At 60.6% G+C, this 23,162-nt stretch carries 13 protein-coding genes and 1 pseudogene; 6 read left to right on the top strand and 8 right to left on the bottom strand.

The features are described from left to right. Window positions 1-231 precede the first annotated feature (231 nt). The 4 genes and pseudogenes from ACFLEY_RS04405 (at window position 232) to ACFLEY_RS04390 (ending at window position 4,643) form a co-directional block, all read left to right on the top strand. Window positions 232-1,839, top strand: a complete 1,608-nt coding sequence (locus ACFLEY_RS04405) for a carbohydrate porin (protein ID WP_223153702.1) — start codon at window positions 232-234, stop codon at window positions 1,837-1,839. A 131-nt stretch (window positions 1,840-1,970) separates the two neighbouring features. Further along, complete coding sequence (locus ACFLEY_RS04400) at window positions 1,971-2,351, top strand: transposase (RefSeq protein WP_011084799.1); 381 nt, start codon at window positions 1,971-1,973, stop codon at window positions 2,349-2,351. Between the two features lie 448 nt (window positions 2,352-2,799). Next, entirely contained in the window at window positions 2,800-2,943 is a 144-nt protein-coding gene (locus tag ACFLEY_RS04395) for a hypothetical protein (RefSeq protein ID WP_171901195.1), read from the top strand. A 922-nt stretch (window positions 2,944-3,865) separates the two neighbouring features. Further along, window positions 3,866-4,643, top strand: a pseudogene (locus ACFLEY_RS04390) (IS5-like element ISBj2 family transposase). 1,401 nt (window positions 4,644-6,044) lie between these two features. On the opposite strand, the gene ACFLEY_RS04385 reads toward ACFLEY_RS04390, so the two are convergent. Next, a complete protein-coding gene (locus ACFLEY_RS04385) occupies window positions 6,045-6,866 on the bottom strand; it encodes a hypothetical protein (RefSeq protein ID WP_060910089.1) in 822 nt (273 codons plus the stop codon). Between the two features lie 1,039 nt (window positions 6,867-7,905). Here ACFLEY_RS04385 and istA point away from each other — a divergent pair. Continuing rightward, complete coding sequence (istA, locus tag ACFLEY_RS04380; protein WP_129557431.1) at window positions 7,906-9,663, top strand: IS21-like element IS1631 family transposase; 1,758 nt, start codon at window positions 7,906-7,908, stop codon at window positions 9,661-9,663. Between the two features lie 4 nt (window positions 9,664-9,667). After that, window positions 9,668-10,435 (top strand): IS21-like element IS1631 family helper ATPase IstB, encoded by a 768-nt coding sequence (gene istB / locus ACFLEY_RS04375; protein ID WP_038952109.1) that lies wholly within the window; start codon window positions 9,668-9,670, stop codon window positions 10,433-10,435. A gap of 1,327 nt (window positions 10,436-11,762) precedes the next feature. On the opposite strand, the gene ACFLEY_RS04370 is transcribed toward istB, so the two are convergent. From ACFLEY_RS04370 to ACFLEY_RS04340, 7 genes are all read right to left on the bottom strand, one after another. Then, complete coding sequence (locus ACFLEY_RS04370; RefSeq protein WP_060910088.1) at window positions 11,763-12,803, bottom strand: pectinesterase family protein; 1,041 nt, start codon at window positions 12,801-12,803, stop codon at window positions 11,763-11,765. Between the two features lie 218 nt (window positions 12,804-13,021). Next, the gene (locus tag ACFLEY_RS04365) at window positions 13,022-14,320 is read right to left on the bottom strand and encodes a glycoside hydrolase family 28 protein (RefSeq protein ID WP_014497833.1); all 1,299 of its coding nucleotides are present in this window, start codon (window positions 14,318-14,320) and stop codon (window positions 13,022-13,024) included. A 1,757-nt stretch (window positions 14,321-16,077) separates the two neighbouring features. Then, window positions 16,078-17,247, bottom strand: coding sequence for a Wadjet anti-phage system protein JetD domain-containing protein (locus ACFLEY_RS04360; RefSeq protein ID WP_396604532.1), 1,170 nt, complete (start codon window positions 17,245-17,247; stop codon window positions 16,078-16,080). 2 nt (window positions 17,248-17,249) lie between these two features. Then, a complete protein-coding gene (locus ACFLEY_RS04355; protein ID WP_249163409.1) occupies window positions 17,250-20,342 on the bottom strand; it encodes an SbcC/MukB-like Walker B domain-containing protein in 3,093 nt (1,030 codons plus the stop codon). A gap of 151 nt (window positions 20,343-20,493) precedes the next feature. Next, window positions 20,494-20,685, bottom strand: a complete 192-nt coding sequence (locus ACFLEY_RS04350) for an ATP-binding protein (protein WP_249163410.1) — start codon at window positions 20,683-20,685, stop codon at window positions 20,494-20,496. After that, on the bottom strand, window positions 20,682-21,320 hold the full coding sequence (locus ACFLEY_RS04345; protein WP_011084789.1) for a DUF4194 domain-containing protein: 639 nt from the start codon (window positions 21,318-21,320) through the stop codon (window positions 20,682-20,684). Before ACFLEY_RS04345 ends, ACFLEY_RS04350 begins: the two co-directional genes overlap by 4 nt. Beyond that, window positions 21,310-22,839, bottom strand: a complete 1,530-nt coding sequence (locus ACFLEY_RS04340) for a Wadjet anti-phage system protein JetA family protein (RefSeq protein ID WP_249163411.1) — start codon at window positions 22,837-22,839, stop codon at window positions 21,310-21,312. The genes ACFLEY_RS04345 and ACFLEY_RS04340 overlap by 11 nt, the downstream gene beginning before the upstream one ends. Between the last annotated feature and the right edge of the window lie 323 nt (window positions 22,840-23,162).

Below are 23,162 nucleotides of genomic sequence, written 5' to 3'. Positions count from 1 at the left end.
TAGATCGAGTTCTGGCTCGTCCCCCTCCCCCACGGACGCGAAACGACAGCCGCGATGCCGCTTGCTCGTCATTGCGAGGAGCGCTGGCGACGAAGCGATCCAGACTGCCACTGCGGGGGGTTCTGGATTGCTTGGCTGCGCTTGCAATGACGATGTGGAAGCAGGCGCGTGCCACACGCCGCCGCGAGCTCACTTCGGGCCAATCAGGCCGCATATTCATGGCCGGCAGACATGGACCCGAACTACGCCATGCGTGATTGCCTTCTTGCGACGACCTCGCCCCGGACATACTCGGCTACGGCAGCACTTTCTTTCAATTTAAGACCAAGGGGAAAGCAATCTGGGCTTGCTATCGCACTTTCGCTAGCGGCTTGTCTGGTCGGCAATCCCGTACTGGCACAAACCGCGAGCGGACTTGATCCTAGTAACCACCCTGTGGATCAGGCCAGCAAAAGAGGAAAGACTTCCGACCGGGCCGCAAAGCTCCCGATCGACCTGATCTGTCAGGCAATCCGCCCTCCTGCCCCGGCGCGAGCAGCAGGTCCCGGAGTGCCTTTGGAGAAGCGCGGCAATGCGGACAGGGCTGCTCAGACGAGACCGCAAAAAACGATCGATCCCTTCCAAAGGTACGACAATCTGCGTGAAAAAGGGTTGTGGTTCCCCATCCCTGGTCCTGCAGATACGATTGATCAGGACAAGGGGGGCGTTAGATCTGCGCTGGCGGACGTCGGCATCGGCTATATCGGGTGGACACATAACTCCTTTGCAAGCAACCAGCTACCGCATGCAGCCAGAAGCACTATCGCAAACCAGCTCTATATGGGCCAGAATCCGACTTTCGCGTCGGCGAACTTCATGATCGTCACCTACGATCTGAGCCGGTTTGGCATTGCCGACGGACAGATTGTCGTAGGGGCCGAGCAGCAATACTGGACGTGGGATCGCCCAGGGCCAGATCGGGTGGGACTCAATACGCTCGCCTACTACCAGACTTTCTTCAACAGGACACTAGAACTCAAACTTGGCTACCTCAGAAACCAGAATGAATTCACCGGCACATTGTTCGGAGGAATCACAGGATCGAACATGTCTGCCTTGTTCCAGGCTGGGATGAGCACCAATGCCGCGCCCACGCCAGCGGCCAACTTGAAGTACAATTTTGACGCTCGCTTGTACAACAAGGTCTCCGTCCAGCGCTCAATCAGTCCAGATGGTGCCTATGCCCATATAACCGAGAATCCCACCGGCTTGAAATGGAGCACGGCCAATGCAGGCATCCTTCTTGTCGAAGAAGCCGGCTACAAGAGCAAGGCTGCTCCCGGCGTACCCGACACGTGGCTGCGGGCGGGCGTTGGTTTGAACAGGAGCCGCTACACGAATTTGGCGGATCCCAAGCAACAAAGGGAGAGCGGAAATAATTTTCACTACATCGCTGCGGACAGGCAGCTCTGGCAGAGTGACGCCCTTGGGTCGCCGTCTCGCGGCATCTACGGCGGCTTCTCCGTCATGGGAGCTCCACCTGAGCGCAACAGGATCAGCCGGTATTACGAGCTTCGTCTTTATGCAAAGGGACCTTTTGATAGCCGGCCCAGTGATCTGATTGCTCTCGTGGCGACCAACACGGCCTGGAGTAAGCTTGCAGTGGATGCTGCTCTGGCAAAAGGCCAGCTTGCGCACCGCGATAGCACAGCAGTCACGGGAACATACATCGCGCATCTCGCTCCGGGGATATATGCAAGCGTCGGACTGTCATACATTCATTACCCGACAATCATCACACACACGCCCCAAACGGAACACGCGCTCAATCTGTTGATATCTACGTTGATATTCTTCTGATCATCGCAAGCGCCGTTCTGCTCCGACGTTATCGTGACGCATGGGACCGAACCCTACCACGGCAAGTCGGCTAAGCGTGACAGAAACGAGAGCGCGACCTTCGACCGAGCAACGAGCACCACTTTATCGGCATGGGGAAGGACCTGGACGATCGTAAGCTCGGGGGAAACCAGCGAGCGGAAGGCATGGAGCAAGGGCGAATCGCGGGCATCGATTGCGATTCTGATCTTATGACCTTATTCGCGCCCGTGAATTCCGCAACCTTCACCAAAGAACCCAATTGCATGAGACGAGGCGGTCTCGCGGGCGCCGGCATCACCGCGTTGATGAGCCGCGAGGCCGTTTGCTACGACAATGCCCCGATGGAGAGCTTCCTCCATACACTGGTTCGTCATCGCAACCATAACCGCGCCGACGCCCAGCGCATTATCTTTGCTTTCATCGAGGGCTTCTACGAGCCGAACCCGGCTCCATTCCGCAATCGATATATCGCCCGATCGAGATGGAGCTAAAAGCCGCTTAAACCCCTCCACTCTTTCGGGGAAGATCAGACTGCCCTAAATTTAGAGCCGAGTCATCTGGATCGACGGATACTGGCGACGGTATGGATTGATCATCGAGCAATCGCCAAAGCTCCCCTGGAGAGAATTGCTCTAGATCGAAACTAAGCCCTTCTGGACCGGCGGAGAACGACGGGGCAGGGTGTTGGCGCAAGTCATCCTGCAAGTCCTTTTCTAGTCGCTGAAGCTCCTCTGAGGGGACGGAGACGGGGGACGGCATGGATTGATTATCAAGCAATCGCCGAAGCTCCCCTGGAGAGAATTGCTTTAGATCGAAACTAAACTCTTCTGGATCGGCGGAGAACGACGCGGCAGGGTGTCGGTGCAACTCGCCCTGTAAGTCCTTTTCCAGTCGCTGAAGCTCCTCCGAAGGGACGGAGGCTGGTGACGGAATGGGTTGATGATCAAGATGATCCAGCACTTGCAAAAGCTCCCACTGATGAAGCTGCTCGGGATTGATCGCGACGTGCCCTTGGACGAAAGCCGACGGGGCGGGTTGATCCTCCTGCCCGTCCCGAAGCTCCTCTCGCCGACTGCTAGCTAGCTTCGTACGAGGCCCTGTGCTGTGCAGCGGCGTCGCCGATGAGCGTCGGTTCCATCAGTGCCGCGCTTTCGGGATGGATGGGGGCCACGTTCGGGGGGCGGGCGCGACCGCTCCGTTGGCGTACGATGACTTCGCCCGTCGACCGAAAGGTGCGGAGATGGTCTAATGCTACAAGGAGGATTTTGGGATTTCCCTTTCCGACGAACTCGTATACGTCACCGCCATTGCTCAGCGACTTATTGTCCTGCCGAGCAACAATGCTCGGTCTGCGTTTTGCGAAGAGCCAACGGCTAAAGCTAAGAAGAGCGCCTGCATGTTGCTTCGCCCCACCGGCGACCATCCCGCCTTTGATGAGAGCCTCCTCAAGCCTCAAGATTTCGGGAGCATCCTCGGATAAACAGGCCGCTTGTCCAACTGATGCCCCCGTACCACAATCCCAGTTGATTGAGCCGGCTGCATCGCGGAGGCTGCTGACATTGCTCCACCACCGCCTGAATTGGCGAACTCGCTCAGCTGCTGCTCAATGGCAACGCCTTGCGGACTTTTTAGGGCCCTTGGCCTCTTCGCTGCTCTCAACTCAGCTGTGTTACGCTCATCGTTGATGAGGACCTCGCTTGGCAAGAGGTTGCTCCTGGCAAGTGCACTCATCGGCTCGGCCGGGGACTGCTGGTGTAGCTAGACCATTGGTAGAGGGCCTACCGCGTGGCCCACCGTCAGGGATCGCGTTATCGGCTTCGCGCACCTCGTTTAATTGCTGCTCAAAGTCGTCTTGCCCGGATCGGTCGGGTTGATGCTCTTGCGAGACCTGTACCGCGGCCCGGCAGTTACGTCAAAATTGTGCGGTTCCACATTAGCCTCTCGTCATGAAATCAATTGAGCTAGGGTCTGTACCTAAATAGCGCCACGTGATTCTCTTGCCTACGTGTTGATTCGGGGGCGAGAGAATGCGCGCTGGTTTGTTTTGGCTGAACGACAGGCAATGGGCGCGTATCGAACCGCATCTGCCGAGGGGACTGACGGGGCCGGATCGGGACGACGACCGACGCATCGTCAGCGGCATCATTCACATGCTGCAATCGGGTGCACGATGGCGTGATTGTCCACGTGAATACGGCCCTTACACGACGATCTACAATCGCTTCAATCGCTGGGCCAAGCGAGGACGATGGTGCGCAATCTTCGAAGCGCTGGCCAAGCCTGGCGAAGACGGCGTCGTACTGTCGCTCGACTCGACCTCGATTAAAGCTCACCGGTGTGCCTCCGGCGGAAAAGGGGGGAGCACAATCAAGCAATCGGCCGCTCGCGCGGAGGCCGCACGACAAAAATCCATGCGCTGAGCGATCCGCTCTGCCGGCCGGTCGTCCTGCATCTGACTCCAGGCCAGGATGCCGATATCGCTGCGGCTCCCGATGTCCTGGCGCTCGCGCCACCCATGAGCGTGCTCCTCGCCGACAAAGGGTATGATGGCGACAAGCTTCGCGGCGAAATCATTCGTCGTGGCGCCAAGCCCGTAATCCCCAATAAATCTAACCGTGTCGTCATCCATCGCTTCAACAAACGCGCCTACAAAGAATGTCATCGAACGCTGCTTTTGCAGGCTCAAGGACTTCCGGCGCATCGCCACGCGATATGACAAGCTCGCCCGTAATTTTTTGGCCGCTGTTCATCTCGCCGCTCTCGTCGCATATTGGCTCAATTGAGTCTGGACCCTAGTCCTACTATGAACAAACTTTCGAGAATCTGACGAGCCGTCGCCCGCGGCTCTCAATCGTCGCGCAACTTCATGCCGAAATCCTCGACTTGCGCGCCACCGGTCTGTCGCCGCGCGGGATCGCGCCGCAGATCGCCATGAGCGTGAGGACTATCGAACGCTGGCTTGCTGCGGGCGGTGAGCCTGAGCGCCGGCGGCCGCCCGCACACTCTGTCCTCATTGATCCTTTTCGAGATTATTTGGGAAAAGCGCTGGGAGGAAGCTGACCTTAGCGATTTTTATCGCACCAAGCTCGCTTTCTCGACTTCCCAGGTCCAGTGGGCACTTGCACTCTGCTCCCGAGCGGACCAGGTGTTTGCAACGCAGCGCGAGGGGACTTTGCATAGCGCAATAACTGAACTGGGCATGAGGCCTTAAGCTATGCAGGTTGCGAAATACCGCGCCCGCCGAGGAATTTGGGCGGCCATCAGGAAAAGCCTTTGTCAGCAAACTTTCGTTTGGTGGCCAAGTTCTTGGCGCTTGGCCATCGCCTGCGCTCGGCGCCGGTGCTCCCTCGATCAGGAATGCGTTCGATCTGTGGTAGCTGCGGTTTTCAAGACAAGAATTGGCGGACTATGTGAAAGGATCAGGGATGCAGAAAGCATGTCCGGGCACGCACCAAATTGGTAGAATCGCTTGGCAGATTCTACAAAGAGGAGGCTGGACGGTTCAGGCCGTGCCCCTGCAACGGATCCATCGCCTGCCAACAGCCTCGCTATAGAACGCCTTACGCGAGCTGCCCCGCCGAAAGCTCGATTGCAGGCCCTGCTGCCTCTTCAGCCACGTTCAGGATAAATGCGTACGCGCTGGCGGCCTTCGCTCTCCACCAATTCACCCCTGTAAGGCACTCCGCGGATCTCGAAATAGGTTGGTTGGCCCGCCCGCGGCAGGATGCCTTGGCCTTCCAGGGCGCGGACGAGGTAGGGCGGAAGGAATCGATCTCGGTGCTCCCATCCCCGCGGATCAGATACCCAAGATCAACGGGCCCCTCACCGGATTGCACGGCTGGCACGATCGGCCGGGGACGATAGAGCGACTGAGACGGGCCTGGTTCATCCGGCTGGCTCACGCGGGGATGATGGATCAGGCGAACATCCCTGCGGCCTCCTGGTCCAAACGTAGCCGAAAATAGCGCTCCCCATTGATCACAAACTGACTTGGCCCGAACTGGTTTGGCAGCAGATGCATATTTCCCAATACATCGATCAACACGACTGAAGCCGCCTGGGAGCCGTGGCGCCAGCCGGCGCCAACGATCGCTCCTATATCCCGCAGCTCCGGAGCCGCCCCCGGCGGTCCTGCGAACGACGAGGCGGCTGCAAATTCAGATGCTGGCGCAGAGCGCGCATCGTCACGCAAGTCGTGGGGTGTGGGGTGGATCCAGATCAACGAAGGAGTCGAGACCGCCGTAGATGTTTGACGATCGAGGCCTCACGGACGACGGCGATGCGGAGTCTTGCATCTGTTGCCCGAGCCAGGCCCAGGCTCCCTGGCTGGGGGTGGCCGGTGTAGCAGGAAGCTCGAGCGGCGGATGAGCTTGCGCGCCCCAGTGCGGCGCTGGCTCTGGTGAGGCGGGTCCTTGGATCTGCTCGCCAAGCCAATCCCAGGCGCCCGCGCTCGGGCTAGCTGGCGTTGCGGGAGGACCCTGCAGTGCATGCGGCTGTCGAGCAGCTTCCCAAGAAGGCTGGCCCGGATCCTCAGGAGGCCTCAATCCAAGCGCCCTGTTCGCCTCCAGGATTTGCTCGTATCCGCCAAGTTTGACCAGATCAGCATTGATCTTCTTGTCGTTGGTTTCGCGCCTGTACTCCTCGAGATCCCGGACAAACGCGGGGGTGGAAAGTCGGCCGGCCATCGGTGGCCTATCATGGGTCCGCAGCCACTCACTCAGCTTAGACATGCGGCGAGCTTGCCTGTCGATCGTCTTCGGCTCGATCCTGTGTGTTGCCTTTTCCGCCGCCGCCCACATGTGGATGAGGGTTGCGTCCGCGCCGTGAGGAGCCAGTCGGCGGAGATCAGGCGCCAGGGCGTTTCCGGCACCGACCTCACGGAGCTTCTTCAAGGCCGCCTTGATGCGCGTGCCGCGGCGGCCTGCGTACCTGTCGACCTCCTCATCGAGCTCAGCTTCCAGCTGGTGGTTTTCCACCTCCGGATTGTCCTGCTGCGCGTTTTCCAATTCCCGGCTATTCGATCCGCAATTGAGGGCCTGCCGTGCTCGCTCAGGAGCACGCTCAAATGGCGCAAATCGGTTGCCGCATTCTTGATCGTGCCGTCGGTGAGGTTACCCGCCGCCTTGTTTCGGAAATCTTTAATGAGCTCCTCATCGGCCGCAGAGACCCCGCGCGTCCGGCCCGGCTGCCTCGCATAATCAATTCGTAAATTCGTCGAAAAGACGTCAGATTGCCCAGCGTCGCGCGACGAATTTTCACTGCTGCTCCGGCCAAGCGCCTTGCCGATTCCCGACTTGAAGCGTGACCATAATCTGCGGCTTTTTCCGCGTTTGGCCGACGCGGCAGACTCTGCGTCCGGAAAGCTTTAGCGCGCGCTGCTGAACAGATCATCTCGCAAACTAGACTGCGGCACTTGCGTCGCAGCGGTAAGCTGGGAATGTCTACGCTCCGGCGCGTGTCGCCTAGCGCACTCTCCCTAAAAGTGGAGTGCGGCGGCGCCCGCATCGAACCGCCGAAATCGTCCCGCCGGACTGCTCGACCACCTCCTGCGGGAGGCCGATCAGGTGAAGTTGACTTGCTTTGATCAGACGGATCGAGATGCAAATCCTCCATACGCTTCTCAAAGTCGCCTTGCTCGCTTGAGTCGCCCCGTCGCTGACCCGCCCGCCCCGGCAGCGCGGCGTACTCCCGCATCCAGGCTCCTGAATCGAAGAATGGGTCAACCGGATCCATCCTGCTCTCCTCATGTTTGTAGAGACCCTGCAGCAATCCGTACGGCCTGGATTACGGCGAGATTGCAGCTCTTCAGATTCTCGATTGTTGTAGCCGCAACCTTTCAAGAAGCTGACGAGATCAGGATATTGCTGCGCGCGAGACCGGCGTCGCATCGGCACCCGCCTGACGACGGACGGAGTTGCTCCAATTTTATCGCACCTCTCCCCGTGGGTCGGTCAAAATCCCCCGGGTATGGTCACTTGAAACTCCCCCACCTGATGATCGCCGTCAGCGCCGCTGAACAGCAGTAGCCGGTCAGGCAGGACGTTTATGTTCGACCCCTTTAGCCAGCAAGGGGCCGGGGAGTTGAACGTCTTGAAGCGACATCTGCAAAGCACCGTACTTACATTACTTGATCGCAACACCAGCCAGCGCGAGATTCACCGGCTGACGGGTGTCGATCGCAAGACGATCCGGCGTTATCAGGCGCTGCGGGCCGGTGCGGAGGCAAATTCCCCCGGGGAAGTGACCACCGGCTCGGTGAGCGCGGACGGCCAAATTCCTCCACCCCGACCACCGGCTTTTGGGACATCGGAAGCGACGGTCACCAGCAGCCTGGCCCGTTCGGCTTGCGAAGCGCATCGGACGTGGATCGAAGAACAGGTCCGGCTGAAGCGGAACGCGCAGGCGATTTACCAGGACCTGGTTGATCAATTTAGCTTTCCGTCCAGCTACCAGAGTGTCAAGCGGTTTGTGCGCCGGTTGCGGCACGCTGATCCTGAGCAGTTTGATCGTCTTGAGTTCCTCCCCGGCGAGGAAGCTCAGGTCGACTATGGCGAGGGCGCGCCGACGGTTGATCCGAAGAGCGGGCGGTACCGTCGTCCCCGCCTGTTCGTGATGACGCTACGCTACTCGCGGCGCAGCTTCCGGCGGGTAGTCTGGAAGTCCAGCCAACAAGTCTGGGCGCAGCTCCACGAAGAGGCGTTCCGGTATTTTGGCGGGGTCCCCAGCTATGTCGTGCTCGACAACCTGAAGGAAGGCGTCCTCAAGCCGGATTTGTACGAGCCCCAGCTCAACCCGATTTACAGCGCGATGCTGGCTCATTACGCCGTGGTCGCCGATCCCGCGCGCGTGGCCGATCCAAATCGGAAAGGATGCGTCGAGAATGCGATTCAACATACCCAGGGCACTGCGCTGGCCGGACGGCGCTTCGAGACGCTGGAGGCGCAAAACGAGTTCTTGAGGCACTGGGAGGAGAACTGGGCTTCCAAACGCATCCACGGCAGCACGCGCCGTCAGGTCGAGGCGATGTTCCAGGAAGAGAAGCCGCACCTGCGGCCGCTGCCTGTCGCTCCCTTCCGCATCTTCACCGAAGTCGTCCGGACTGTCTGCGACGACACCACCGTACGCGTCGACAACAGCTATTACGCCGCGCGGCCCGCGCCGATCGGCAGCCAGGTCGTCGTGCGCATCTACACCACCACGATCGAGATCCGTGATCGCCACACCCGTGCGCTGCTGCGTGTTCATTCCCGGATGGCGCACCCCGGTTCTGTCGTCCTGCCGACCAGCGAACGGCCGTTCAACCCGTCGCGGCAAACCGCCGTGCTGCTGGCGAGCGCCGAGCGCATCGGACCGCAGACCAGGGCCTTGTGCCAGCAGGTGTTCGACACCGAAGGGCGCCCCGGACAGCGCGCGATGTGGGGCATTGTCGGGCTGGGCCGGAAGTACCCGGCGCGGCTGGTCGAGCAGGCCTGCGCGCACGCCATCGACAACCGCATCTACCGCTACAAGCACGTGCGTGCGACCGTCGAGCGGTTGTTCGAACAGGCGATCGAGCAGGTTGGAGTGACGCCACAGCCGGCATCGCCGCTCACCCAGGATCATCCGCTGATCCGTACCCCCGCGGAATACGGCGACCTCTTCAGCCGCGCTGTGCGGCGCGACGCCGACGACAATGGTCGGCAGGCCGAGGCTCACGACGATCACGCCACGGCAATCCGCGCTCGTGTCGCCTGCGCAACCCCGGCCAACTCCGGCGCCACGAGCGCTCCCGCTGCACCTTCTCACCTTAAACTGGAGACCTAGCCACATGATGACCATGCCGGAAATTGAGCGTTGCCTACGACAGCTGCGCCTGTCGGGTGTCCGCGACACGCTGCAGACGCGCGTGCTCCAGGCGCAGGGCGCCAACCAGCCCTTCCTCGAGACCTTCTCCCTTATCCTGCAGGATGAACTGGACCGTCGTCAGTCCCGTCTTATCGAGCGGCGATACCAGCAATCCGGGCTCGACGAAAAGCTGACGCTCGCCGAGTTCGACTGGTCCTTCAATCCCAAACTGCCACGTCAGACCTGCTTCCAGCTCCACACCCTGGCGTTCATTGCCGCTGGCGAGAACGCTCTGCTTGTTGGCAAACCTGGCACCGGGAAGTCGCACATCGCCAAGGCGATTGCCTATCAGGCGATCCTGCAAAGCCACAAGGTCCAGTATCTTGAGACCGACGACTTCTTTCACCGCTACGCCCTGAACTCTCCGGCACAACGCGAGGTCCGGCTGCGAACCATCATCGACTGCGATCTCCTCGTGCTGGACGATCTATTCCTCGCACGCGCCATCCCCGACGACGCCGGCACTTTGCTGCAGACCCTGATCCATCAGCGTTACAAACTGCGCCGCAGCGTCATCGTCACCTCCAATCGCGTCGTGCAGGATTGGGGGGCATACCTTGGGGACAACACTATGAGCACGACGATCCTCGATCGCCTTATGCATCATTGCCATCTGCTTGAGTTCGACGGACGCAGCTATCGGCTCAAAGAAGCCGCTGAAGCTCTTGCCCGGGAAACAAACTCAAACTAACAGTCCCTTGTCCTGCCTCGCGGGTGGAGGAATTTGACTGACCACACCCGGAGGAATTTGAAGTGACCCGCGGGGCACCTCTTCGCCGGTTTCGTGTTTGAGCTGACGAAATTGGTCGACCGATCTAACAATGGATCGCCGGTCGATCGTGCGCCGAATTCAAGCATCACGGCGGGACTTACATAGCCGCTACCGTCTCCAATGGATCATACGTGACGTGCATCTTGTCGTCCTTGGCATCAATTTTGGTAGTGAGCTTGTCCTATTGCAGGCGTTCATTGATGACGCACAACGTCTTTTCCTTGACGCAGACCGGAGGCGTTCTCGCGCGTTGGCACTTTTGCTTTGACTGCGGTTCTGAGGGACCAAATTGTCCACCGGGTCCGGAGCTGTTGCTCGAATGCCGTATGTGAGATCCACGTCGTACGAGAAACGGCGAATTGCGCCGTAAGCCTTCGAAAGGGACGTTCCGCTCGGAGACGAGATTCTCGCCCAGTGGCGACGAGCGCGTTCAGGCATCAAAACGACCCCAAACATTCTTTTTCGAGAAGATGTGCAGGGCGTCCTGAGTTCGCAGCAGTAACGGTGCCTGGCAAGCCAAGTTGGCAATGAAGATCCGGCAGACTTCGATTCGCTCACTTCAATCGGGCTCAGTCTTTGACTGAGGGACCGCAAGGCTTCTCGTGCAGTCTCGGGACCGCCCCGCTCGAGCGCGCACGACCTCACCTGCACGACGGCTTGGCCATCGTAAGCTGCCAACGCGGTGCATGCTTGAACTCCACAACTTGCTTGCCAAGATGGAGCTCGCGGAACGCCCCCGAAGTCAAATAAACCTGCCGAACAGTCTGCGGCCTCGTCAACCGAGTTGGTTGGCTGAGGCAGCGCCTCCGTAACCGATGATTTCGCCGCGGCGCGCCTTGGTCTCCTCAACAACTTTTCGACCGACTGAGCTCTCGTTCCGAAGCAACTTTCGACGGGGCGCAGATAGGCGCCCTCGCCTCGCGCACGGGAATTTTCGTCGCTCACCGACCGAACGAATATAGCCGCGAAGCATCAGCCCACTTCGCTCTCCGGAGATCTGCGCAAGGCGCTGAACAGGCAAATCAGCCGTTCCCGAGCGATGACGACGTGCTGACGTGACGGTCCGTAGAGCTTGCCGACACTGATCCGCCAAAACGGACAAGATGATCTGCGAGCTGAAGCGGGCGCATGTGGGTGGACGGCGAACAGATGAGATCGTCGCGCCGGCCCCCCTTTCCGTCGGTTTGGCTCCGGCGGCGGTTGGGTTGCTGTACAAGACTCTCCATCACAATCAGGCTCGCTCCCCTCATTCATCCGAGGATCGCCGTGGAACCCCTTCACCGTGAACATTGCTCTTTGTTCGATCCTGATGGTTCGTGGGCAGCCAATCTGTGACACCCGCGAAGAACACTCTCAGCGACCATCTCGCAGCTTCGCCATCTTTCAGTTGATGGGAATGAGGCTCGCGGCCTGATGGGTTAGCACCGATGCCGAAGGATCTATATTCGGCATAATAGCTCGTGCTCAACTTGTTGGTCTCGCCGGGAGCCCATTCGCGCCAGCCTTCCGCAATCACTCGTGCATCTATCTTTGTCGACAGGAAGACCACTGTGGCGTAGGAGCGCCAGGGGCGGCCAAGCGCGATATAGCGCGCAGCAGGGTCGGCACTTAGCCTGCAATGATCAAAAACATAGCCACTGTCCTCATCCGGCGTTGCCTTGCTCTGAGCGGTATAGATGACCGCTTGATTGGCGATGCCGTGCAATTCACATTGCCGGAACCAGGCCTTGGCGTTGCCAAATATGAAATCGACATGCCCTTCGATGTAGCAGTTCGAGAAGTATTGTCGTGACATTCTACCGTTTGGTCCCTTGCCGGCAAACAGCGTGTCCTGGGCGCCGAGCAGGCGGACGCGCGTAATGACGTCCCTATCTCCGGTAACGGACAGCGCTACCGCCTGCGAAGGTGGATTGGCCGGATTGAGGGCATAGTCGTTCTGAATGGTCAGATTCTCGAGCCGGAAGTCATCGCTAGGGGCATCCAGCGTCGCCGAACGGGCCGTTCCTCCTACATTGACCGCGCCGTCGCCATACACAATGACCGTATCCTCCGGCTTGTTGCCAGTCCCTGCGAGATGAACACCGGATTTCGTGATTTTAACCTTCTCGCGATAGATGCCCGGCGCGATCCGGACGTTTCCGCCTTCCGCCGGCAATGCGTCGATGGCTTGCTGCACGGAGTGATAGTCTGCATTTCCGGCATGCGACACCAACAGTGGATGAGCGTACGCCGCGGCGATGCAGAAACATCCCGCCAGAAGTGCAGCGGAGGAAACGAAAATTCGCATGTGATCTTACACTTCGTTTCTCAGCGGGATAGCCGTCGCGCATCGACACAAGATTTTCATCGCCAAATCAGAACCTGCGTCACCTTGACATTTCCGGCCCTGCAAAACTGTCGGCCAATAGCAACCAACTCGGGACATGAGCCCGACCTTCGTCAACACCAGTAATCTTGGCCCCAGATGCGGAACTCACCACCTGAGTTCGGCGCCGCGTGTAGTGCTTACCGATTGCCGTCGCGGAATGCCTTGGAACATACCTCCGATCCGCGCAGCGGCGGTTGTGTAGCTCGTCCGGGCAGCGGGGGCCATACGTCAGAGTGATTTGCGCTGACGTTCGCATGTTCAAGTTGCCAAGTCGCGGAATTGGCAAATCGAACATCTTCGAGTGTCACGTCCAGGGCATGCCGCTCGTCTATGCCGCGCATCAGCAGCACACCAGTGTCGCCATGCACATGACGGAGAACGATTTGCCGATAGACCGGAATCCTCGTGCCTTGAGCGCGCGGATCATATTTTGCATCGAAAGCCAGCGGCCACCGGTTGCCCCTCAGGCACACGTACTCATAAGTCACGTTCTCGACCAGACCGCCTCGACCAACATCGCTCTTGATGCGCAGGCCCGACGTCGTACCATCCAGTGTCAGATTACGCACCAATATGTCTCTGGCCCCGGAATTCACCTCGCTGCCGATCGACATGCCATGCCCCCAGCCGAAATAATTATCAATGATCGAGATATGGCTGCTTGAACCATTGTCGCCGGCCTTGATTGCGACATTGTCGTCACCCGTACGGATCCAGCTGTGGGTGATGGTCACATCCTGACTGGCGCCAAGATCGATGCCATCGGTGTTGCGGGCATCCGCCGGCGAATCGATCGTGAGGGCCCAAAACGTGGCACCTTCAACCCGGTTCATCGCGACATGAAAATTGGCAGCGTTGCGCAAGGTGACACCAGAGAACGTGATATCCTGCGCATGATCGACCTGGATCAAGCGTGGGGCGTTCTGATTGCCGCCCTGGGCTTGGGCGCGGCGGGCTAGCTGCCACCAGGTTTCCGCGCCGCCGCCGATCAGCGCGCCGCCCTGACCATCGATGATGCCCTCTCCGTAGATACCGCCGCCGCGCGTTTTAGAAAAGCTGATGAATGGCCGGCAACCGTCGCCCTTTTCCGCAATGCGACCACATTGTCCGAGGCCCTTGTCGTAAGCGGCAGGTTCGGGGATGGCGATCAGTGTCGCACCGCGTCCGACCCATAAGGTCACGCCCGATTTCATCTCGAGTGGACCTGAGTGAAACTCGCCGCGCCCGAGATAAACTGCAGCGCCATCGGGGCAATGTTCAATGGCCTCCTGTAGGCTAACTGTATCGTTCTTGCCGGAAGGCACAGGGCGATCACAGACCGTATCAGGTGCAACAGGTTCGGCGATAGTCCGGCGGTCTTGCGCTTTTGCGGCGGGGCCGACAACCATGGAGGCGAGTATGGACAATAGGGCCCAGTTGCGAAAACGCTTTGTCATTGACCTGCTCGTGCTTTTGTCACGCGCATCATTGTCGCGTGCCTTTTCTGGTATTGAGCGCTGGCTTGATCGAGTCGCCGCGTGCGTCACTGGCGCGCACAAGATGACATTTATCCGACGCAGTAGACGCCTGGACTTGAGATCGCGCAGCAGCACCTTGCCTATGCGCGAAAAAGATGAAGCGTTTTGCGATAGTACGAAAATCCAACAACTTCGTAACGTCAGCCTGCTCACACTGATTGAGCTCCCAACCGGCCCCCGATTTCATTTGTGCAACTCCAATTGCGCGTGAGTCCACGCAGCCTCTCGTCCAGGATCGGTGGGCAGTGAGTATTCGGGAAAGCTTTCGAGAAGCTGACGAGGCTACGGCCGGCACCGGATCGCATTCGCACCGGATCCCCTCTTCCTGGTGTCTCACGAATTTTTAGATGACTGCCGTTACCCGCCCTGTTCCGGAGTGATCGCTTGCGGGACATAGTCAGTGAGTTCCGTCATCATCCATGCGATGCCGGAGGCATGGTCGGCTTCCGCGGTCAGCACCGCTCGGCACGTCGCCTGCCCCACGGCCATAGCGGACCATCGTGGTCATTGAACGCGCCCGCTCGCGCCCCCTCCATGGACGCCTAATCGGAAATTTCAACGACTTAAAGACGGACAAGACGACCGAACTGGCTGGAAGTGGAGAGCTCTTGACACTCGATTCAGGACATCTACGTGAGCAGCCCCGAAACAGGAGGCTCTAGCCAAAGACGCGGCGATACGTCCCCTATCTGGTGCTGCTCTGCGCGCATCCCTGGCGGACGCACCGCGATCAGCCAAAAAGCCGAGCCTATCGGCAAGGCCGCACCTAATTGTCCAGTTCGCCCGCCGGGTTCGCAACACCATGCGTCTCGAGATCTTCGCCAGGTCCGTCCCAAAACCTGTCGCCGTTAACGTGCGCGGCGGCAGCTTTCAGCGGTCCCATCGAGGCGAAAACGCCACGGCAGCATCCGGGTTAACAGGATTATCGAGGCTTCGCGATTTAGGCGGCCGTGCGTTGCGTATTGAATTGTTTGCCGCAGAGTTGCGCTGGCGTTCATCGATCGAGACCGCTCGACACTCAAGCCTCCGCTCCAGATCCGCCAATCCTGCCTTACATTCGGCGACAACCGATTGGGCGCGAAGCAGCTTGACCTTGAGCTCGTCCTGTTGCCTGAGTATGTTCTCAATTTCCCAATCGTTCTGCATTAGCCTCATTGACCATCTGCAAGCCCCGATGCAAGGCCGACACCTAGCTTCAAGAGCGCAGGCTCTGCATGTCGCAGATGCCCCACCCCGAACCATGGGCTAATCCGATGCCAAACGATCGTCCTGAGGACGCCTTTACGCTGGCGTTCTTGCTGAGAACCACCATTCGTTGCGAGCCCCCAAGACAATCGGCTTCTGCCCGGCAAACCGGAGCGCGATCCCAAGATGGCAGAGTTCGCGAGGCAGGCGCCCGGTTTGGAAAGCGCATCGGGGGACCTCTGCCATCGATCAAGCGGGCATATTTCATCTCAATACTTCAACCGGATGCTGAACGAGCATCATAGTCACAGGTGGTTTCGTCCCATCTTCAAGCAACTGGCATGCCAATGCTGGTTGAGCGTTTTTATGAAGAAACGATGTCGGTTTGCCCGCAGCACGTAGTTGCGGGCGGTGCTGTTGTCGCGCTTGAAACAAATGACGTCCTGAGCGAGACAGCCAAAGCCGCAACCACGAGCGTCCGCGCGCATTTTCTAATGAAACTCTGGCAGGACTGGATCGAGTTCTTCCTGCTCGAGCGTCTTGGCTCCATCTTTCGCCAGGTACGCTGCCAGAGCTGCGATACCGGAGTCCGGTGGACATCGAGCGGGTGCGGATTTTTTGAACGGCACTTGTCCCAAACGCTCGGCAACTTCGACACTCATGAGGTGGGCACGGATCGGCCGGTCGACGGCGCGCTCGATGGTGTGGAAGATCCAGGTGCCGTCCGGATCGATGTCCGACCAATGAAAGATCGGCGTCTGTTCGGATACCAATCCTGCGATCGTCCGCAGCGCCTGCTGGGTGGCAAGCGAGGGGTACCCTCCGACATACATGGTCGTTCCTAATCGGCCGGGGTCCGCCTCGGCGATGTGCCGGTTGAAGCTTGCGAGATTTTCGATCGTTAGCACGTAGGCCGGCGGCTCCCGGAAGCGGACGCGATCTGCTTCCTTGGGAGTGATTCCGAGATACAGCGGAGAGATTCCGGAGAGGTCGGCTCCATCGAGGTCGATCTTGCCCGCGATCAGCAGCGGTGGCGCGAAGCGCTCAAGGCCGATTGCCCGGAGCGCCTCGCGTGGCCGCGCGCCGGGGGGAAACTCCAGGATGCCGCTCAGGAGCCGCACGACCGCGCCTTCGATCCGTTCGAGCGTTTTGCTGTGCCCCACCGTTCGTCTCGAGAAGGTCTTGTAGTCGACGCCAAGATGTTTGTTGGCCAGGATGGCCTGGGCGAGAACGAACGCGTCGCGCAGTGTCTCGACATCGGACGAAGCGAACCCGTGCCACGTTTTCCCCCGCCCCCATACCTCGGCGACTTGGGAAGCGCTGTTCTTCAGAGAGTCGTGCATCGCCGCCCCGGCGACAAGCCGCACAGCGGCATCCTCCGCGATGCGCGACGCGGGGGTACGGCGGAGATATCGGTATAGGATCTCCGCCGAGGCCAGCCGCACATGTGCCACTTGGTCGCGCATGGGGCCCCGCCCCCAACCAAGGGAGACCGCGCCGGCGCTTTCGGCTTCCCTGATCTGTTTCAGGAAGGCGTCCGCCGCGACTACTGATGGGAAAGCGGGGTAGTCCGGGTGGGCGATCGGGCTTGCGGCCCCCGCCTCGAAGCGGTTGAGCAGGTCGTTCAGCAGGCCGATCGCATCCGTGAAACGCCGAGCCATGGCTACTCGGCGGCCAGACGGGTGGCGAGCTCATCTTCGGACATCAGGTCCGGATCGATGGCCATCAGCTCGCGCTTGGCCTTCTCTTTCAGTTCCACCACAGTGGCCCTGGACTGCTCGCCGATGCGGTCCACCTCCACGATGGTGTCCATGTGCTCGAGCACGGCGACGCGCTTCTCGAACGGCGCCGCGATCACGAACTGCAGGCCGAGGTTTTTGTAAAAGCTCATCATCTGCCGCTGGTTCTTGCCGTCCATCTTGGAGAAGGCCTCATCGAACATGGCGAGCGCGAAACCGGCGGGCTTGCCGGCACGACGCTCCGCGCTGCCGTAGACGGCGGCCAGCGAAGCGCCGATGGCAACGTAGATAGGCACCTGTTGTTCGGCGCCAGACCCGGTGCCGCGCCGCTGCTCCCAGCGGGTCGAGCGGCCGGTGGCAACATCCTCCATGTGGATCTCGAAGGTGTAGAAGTTGCGGTAGTCCTCGAACTGGGTGAAATCCTTGTCGGGGTCCTCGAGCAGCGCCTCGAGTGCGACGATCGTATCCTTGTGCGGGAAGTCATCGGGCACGTCGCCCCGGAACAGTATATCGAGCGCCTCCGGAGAGGTTTTGGCGATCTCGATGATCTTCAGGATGGGCTGGAATTCCACCATCTGGGTGCGATGGAATGAATATCGCTCGTTATGGAACGGATGTGCGTAGAGGCTACGGTTCAACGATTGCAGCTCCCGCTCCATCTTTCCGATCCGGGCCGTGAGCGCGTTGATGAACTCGCCGCGCAGCAGGGTAGAGGCCTTTTCCGCCGCATCCCGCGCCTGCCTTTCGTACTGGCGCAGCTCATTGGATTCGATATCCGAGATCAGCCGCTCCATCCATGGCTTCACCTCCCGCAGCGGCTCGCTTTCCGCACCGACCTGCGAACTCATCCCGAACTGGTCGAAGTAATCGTAAAGAAGCTCGCGGACCCGTCGCTCGATCCGGGCGCGCTCGTTGTCGGACACATTCGCATCCTTCAAGGCCTTCTCGGCGATGGCCCGGTGTTTCTCAGCGAAGCCCTTTTGGGCTGCGGCATCGAGGCGGTCGCGGTAGACGGCCCTGCCTTTCGCGGTGGAGTAGAGTGGGAAGAACTTGCGGTATATCGACCGGGCGACCCTGAGGTTGAGTTCGGAGCCGGGCACGTTCTCGCCCTCTCCGAGCCTCCTCTCCGCCGACCTGACCTCGCCGTCATGCTCGCCGAACGCCTTCTGCTGTGCCTTTCTCTCCTCCAGCCTCTTCTCCTTCAGCTTTTGCTGCGCCCTCTTTTTGTCGCGAAGCCCGCCGTCCCCCGCGCCGTCGAGGGCATCGAGCCTGGCCTGAGCTTCAGCGACCTCAGTCTGCGCGGCCGCGAAGGCGGCCGCGCAAGCCCCCAGATCATTACGTCCCTCGCAGATGTTCTTCAGAGCGGCAAAAGCCTGCTCCGCGGCATGGGCCTCCTTCCCCTTGTCGATCAGGATCCGACCCAGCTCCTCGGCCTGATCCTGCAGGGATCGCAGGGCGTTCGCCTGGGCTGCCTTTCCGATCTTATACTGCGAGGATTCGATCCAGCGATGGCTCCGGACGAGTCCGTCGTCGTAGAGGCCGTCCTTCATAATCGCCCGGCCGGGCCTGTTGAACTGGTCGAGCGTGTCGGCGAGACGGACGTTGCCGTAGCGGCGCATGATGAAGGCCATCGCGTCCGGATCCTGGCTCCGGAAGATCGAGGGGAAAGTGCCGCGCTCCGGCTTGGCCCTGAACTGCTCGAGCTTGTTTAGGCTCACGAGCGATGCATGGCGAAACTCGCGGCGACCTTCCTTGAAGATTGACGTGGCGGCGCTGATATCCGCTCTGTCCACGAACACGGCTTCCCGGTCGCGACCGAGGAGCGCCTCGGCGGCTCCTACCCACTCGGGTTCGGCGACTTCGATGATGTCGCAGAGTACGCGCGGGACCATTCCACCCTGCCGCAGCCTGCGGCAGAGGAGTTCAGTGTCGTCGCCGAGATAGGCGCGCGCCCCTCCGGCGGCGTGCTGTCGGATCCGTTCGAGCACCTCGTCGCGCCTGCCGCGGAGGCCGGAAAGCTCCGCGATGATCCTTTGACGCGCTTCGTCGATCTTCGGCAGCCATTTGGCGCCGCTTGCCGCGAAGGACTTCTCGGCCGCGGTGACCTCGTCGGAGACGCCCCCGATGTCGGCCCCGGCGGTGGCGGTCAGAAGACGCTCAAGCGCAGGAACGAAGTCCTCGAAACCGTCCGCGCACATCGCGCGTAGCGGCTCCAGGCGACGGATGTTCTCCATGCGAGCCTTGAAGTCCGCCGAGGCGCGGTGCGCCGCCTGCCCGGCCACATCGGCGGTCTGCTGCAGGGACTTTCTGCCGGTCTTGGCATCGTGCTCGGCGATCGCGGCCGTGAGACGTTCGATCTCCTTATCGATGGCCTTGACGTCGTCGTCGATGAATTCGAGTTCTTTTGCTGCGGCGTCCCGGCGCGCCATCTCGGTACGCCGCTTGGTCTTGAAGTCCAGGTTTGTCGCGCGCGCCGCGAGCCAAGTCGCGCGTTTTGCGACCCATTCCTCCCTGAACTTGGTCTCGAGCGCCTCTTCAAGCGCGGCGAGGACGCCCCGAAGCGCCCTTAGGGCTTCGAGCCTGAGGCGCATTTTCCGGATGGTCTCGCTGATGTTGCGGTATGTCTGGATCGACTCGCGCAGCTCCTTGATGCCGATCGGACTGTCCTCGAGGATGTAGTTCCGCACGAACTGCGTCGCCGTCTGGTTGTGATCGAGCGTCATCGCGTTGACGATTGATTTCTGCAGGGCGCTGGCGTTCTGTTCGCCAAAGGACGAATGCGGCAGAAGATGGCGCATGTACTCGCGGACATAGTCGCTCGCCCGGTCGCGATGATTGACGAAGTTGCCTTCGCCGACCGCTGCGACGATCCGGGCGCGCACGTCCTCCCACTGCGCCGGGAATTGCGACTTTCCTCGCTGCTCGATGAAGTCCTTGGAGCTCAGAACGGTCCCGACGGCGACGAAGAGTGCCAGCACGGTCTCCCTGCTGTCGGACTTGCGCGCCTCGAGCGCCATGCCGATCGTGACCGGTGACCGGGCGCCTTCCGTGTCTTCGAAACCGAGCGCGATGTAGGTGCGCGCCTCGTCGCGCCGGCGCTGATCTTCGCCGAGCGTCCCAAGGCAGTAATCGACGACGCTGCGCTTCGAGCCGCTGCGCGATTTTCCGCTATCGCCGGCGACCGCGTTCAGTGCGCAAGAACCGCCGGCTCCCGCCGGTGAGAACGACCTGTGCCATGTCGAGGATTGTGGATTTGCCGGACCGGTTCTCGCCCAGGACCCCGACGTGTCCCCTCACGTCGATGTCGGCGACGTCGAATAGGTGCCAGTTCACCATCGTCAGGTGGCGTAGCTCCATCATGCCTCGTCTCCTGCGGGCTGCGGAAACCGCGCCTCCTCGCTACGGACGTAGCGCTCGAGCCGTTGGAGGGCATCGCCGCCACTGATCAGCTTAATCATCGGACGGATCCTGATCTCGCAGTCCTGCTGCTCGTCGTCAAAATCACCGATCTCGACCAAACTGCGTTGGGCGACCTCGCGCAGGATGTCCCGGAACCGGGCAGCCGAGATCGCGCCACCGCCGCCGTGTTGCGCCATCTCGCGGTAGCGATCGAACAGGTCGTTCAAAGTGGCCACTACGACGGCCCGGTCCTCGACTGCTCCGACGTTCACCTCCTGCTGCCAGTATGCCGCCAGCACCAGCATGACGATGGTTTCGTCGAGCTTCATCCGGGGCAGCGGCACGTCCTCGTCCATGGCGACGATGCCGGCCCACTGCGCCTCCGGATCGCGGTGGACGCGGTATCCGCAACTATCGAAGAAGCCGTCGACCACGTCGCGGAAGCGGCCGTCCATGATCGTGTTGTAGACTGTCCCGGTCCGGGGGTCTCCCGCGAACACGAACTGCCGCCGTAGCAGGAAGTGCTGCGCTTTGCGGAGGTCGGCTGCCTTTTCCGCGCCGAAGGAGCGCTCGACGTTTTCGAACTCACTGAGCATGAGCCGCCCTCGCCTTCCGGAGTGCGCCCGATCGCTTGACCAGGAAGTTGGCGCAACGGAGCCATTCGCTGTCGTGTGGGGGCGTGTCGGGGCACGGTTCGAGTTCGAACCCGGCCGCGACCTGCGCCGGAACCTCGCCTGTCAGCGCATATCGGCGGGCGCAATCGAAGGCGAGAAAGTCGTCCACGGTATCGATTTCCATGAAGCGGGCTTCCCTGGTCGCGAATGGCGGCACCTGGCCCTCGAGGAATCGTCTGACATCCTCGGGGCGGGGCGCGATGCGAGCGATGTACTCGAGGCGGAGCTTCTTGCGCAGTTCATACAACGGATCCGACGGCGGCTCGGCGAGCTCCCTTGCTTCGACGGGACGGCGCGGCTGCCTGGCCGGCGCCTGATGGTGCTCCGACCAGGGCGACCGCAGCGGCTCGATGCTCCATTCGATTGTCGCCTTGTGGTGCCTGCCGTCGCGCAGTAAGGCATCCAGGCGCCGCACCAGGTCGCCGGCCCGGCCGACGAGTCCCTGCCCGCCCCGCTCGGCGTACTTAATGGTGTTGCGGACCCGGGCTTCGAGCTGCCTGCGGAAGGCCTCGATCCTGTCGAACATCTCCCCGATCTGATCGAAGATGCTTTCGATAGCCAGCAGGTCGTCGGCCGCGGCCATTCGACCGTCCTCGATGTCGGCTGCCATGCTGGAAGCTATGTACTCCTCGGCGAGGACCTGCATGGTTTCCGGGCTGTAGGAGATCCTCCGCGCGAGATCGACGATGGCGTCGCGGAAGCGGTATGGATGGTTGACGGTGAGGATGGACTCGAAATCCTTCAGCAGGAGCTGTTCGATGAACTCCTCGAAAAAGGCTTCGAGCCGGGTAGCGACTGTTTTCGACTCCATGACGGTCCGTCGGACGCGCTTCAGGTCGGCCAGAATGGCCCGCAGACTCTTAGTGAACTGGTCGGCCTGATTGCGCGCCTCGCGGACGGCGAGCGCGGCTTCGCGCTGCTTGCGGTCGGTGATCTCAGGCCTCAGTTTTTCGACGGCCTCCAGGTTGAGGCGGATTTGCACGATCAAGCCGCCGAATCGCTGCGAGAGATCCTTGTTGAGGCTCGCGAGCCGTTGCAGCACGAGCAGCGGTCCCATAGCCATGTCCACAGTGACGCGAAGCCCGTATTCCTCCTCTTCAAGCCATCCCCAGACGAGCAGCCGGGCGTATAGTTGTCGGGCAAGACCGAGCGCCTTGTCGCCCTTCTCGGAAGCGAGCGCGACGTCGGCCTTCCGGATCCGGCGGCGTCTCGCGGAGATCATTTCCGGCAGGCTGCCGAAATCATCGCCCTCGTTCCAGAGGACGGGGTTGGCGCGCATGACGTCGTAGATGGCGTGGACCACCTGCTGCGGCGTCGGGAACGACGGCGCGCCTGAAAAGAAGCGTTCGTGCAGATCCGGCAGACACGCTGCGTACAGGTGCTTGTGATCGCGCGAAAAAGCTAAAAAGGCGTCGTCATGCAAATGGCGGAACAAGGTCAATGACGCGGCTCCTGGGCCCGACCTCATCCTGAGTTGGCGGCGCTAAATGCACGGCCTGCCGGGCAAAATGTTAGTGAGAGTGGGTCTTGAAAACACAACCGGAAGATCAGTTCTTAGTATGTTCTAATATAGCTTTCCAGCTCAATCGCTGTCGAGACTCCAAAGGTCCGATCGGAGCTAGTGTCCGGTCTCAGATCGGGAACAATCCGGCCTCAAGTCATTGAATTTGTTGTTGTTACTATTGCGGCAAAATGGATACAAGGAGTTGCTTGGCACGATAGTGATACGAACGTTCGACATGTCGAGGAGGCTCTCTCGCCCAC

It is taken from the genome of Bradyrhizobium sp. YCK136 (assembly GCF_044570075.1).
GTDB classification, from domain to species: domain Bacteria; phylum Pseudomonadota; class Alphaproteobacteria; order Rhizobiales; family Xanthobacteraceae; genus Bradyrhizobium; species Bradyrhizobium diazoefficiens.
The sequence above is the reverse complement of the archived record's forward strand: the minus strand, read 5'-3'. Positions and strand labels throughout refer to the sequence as shown.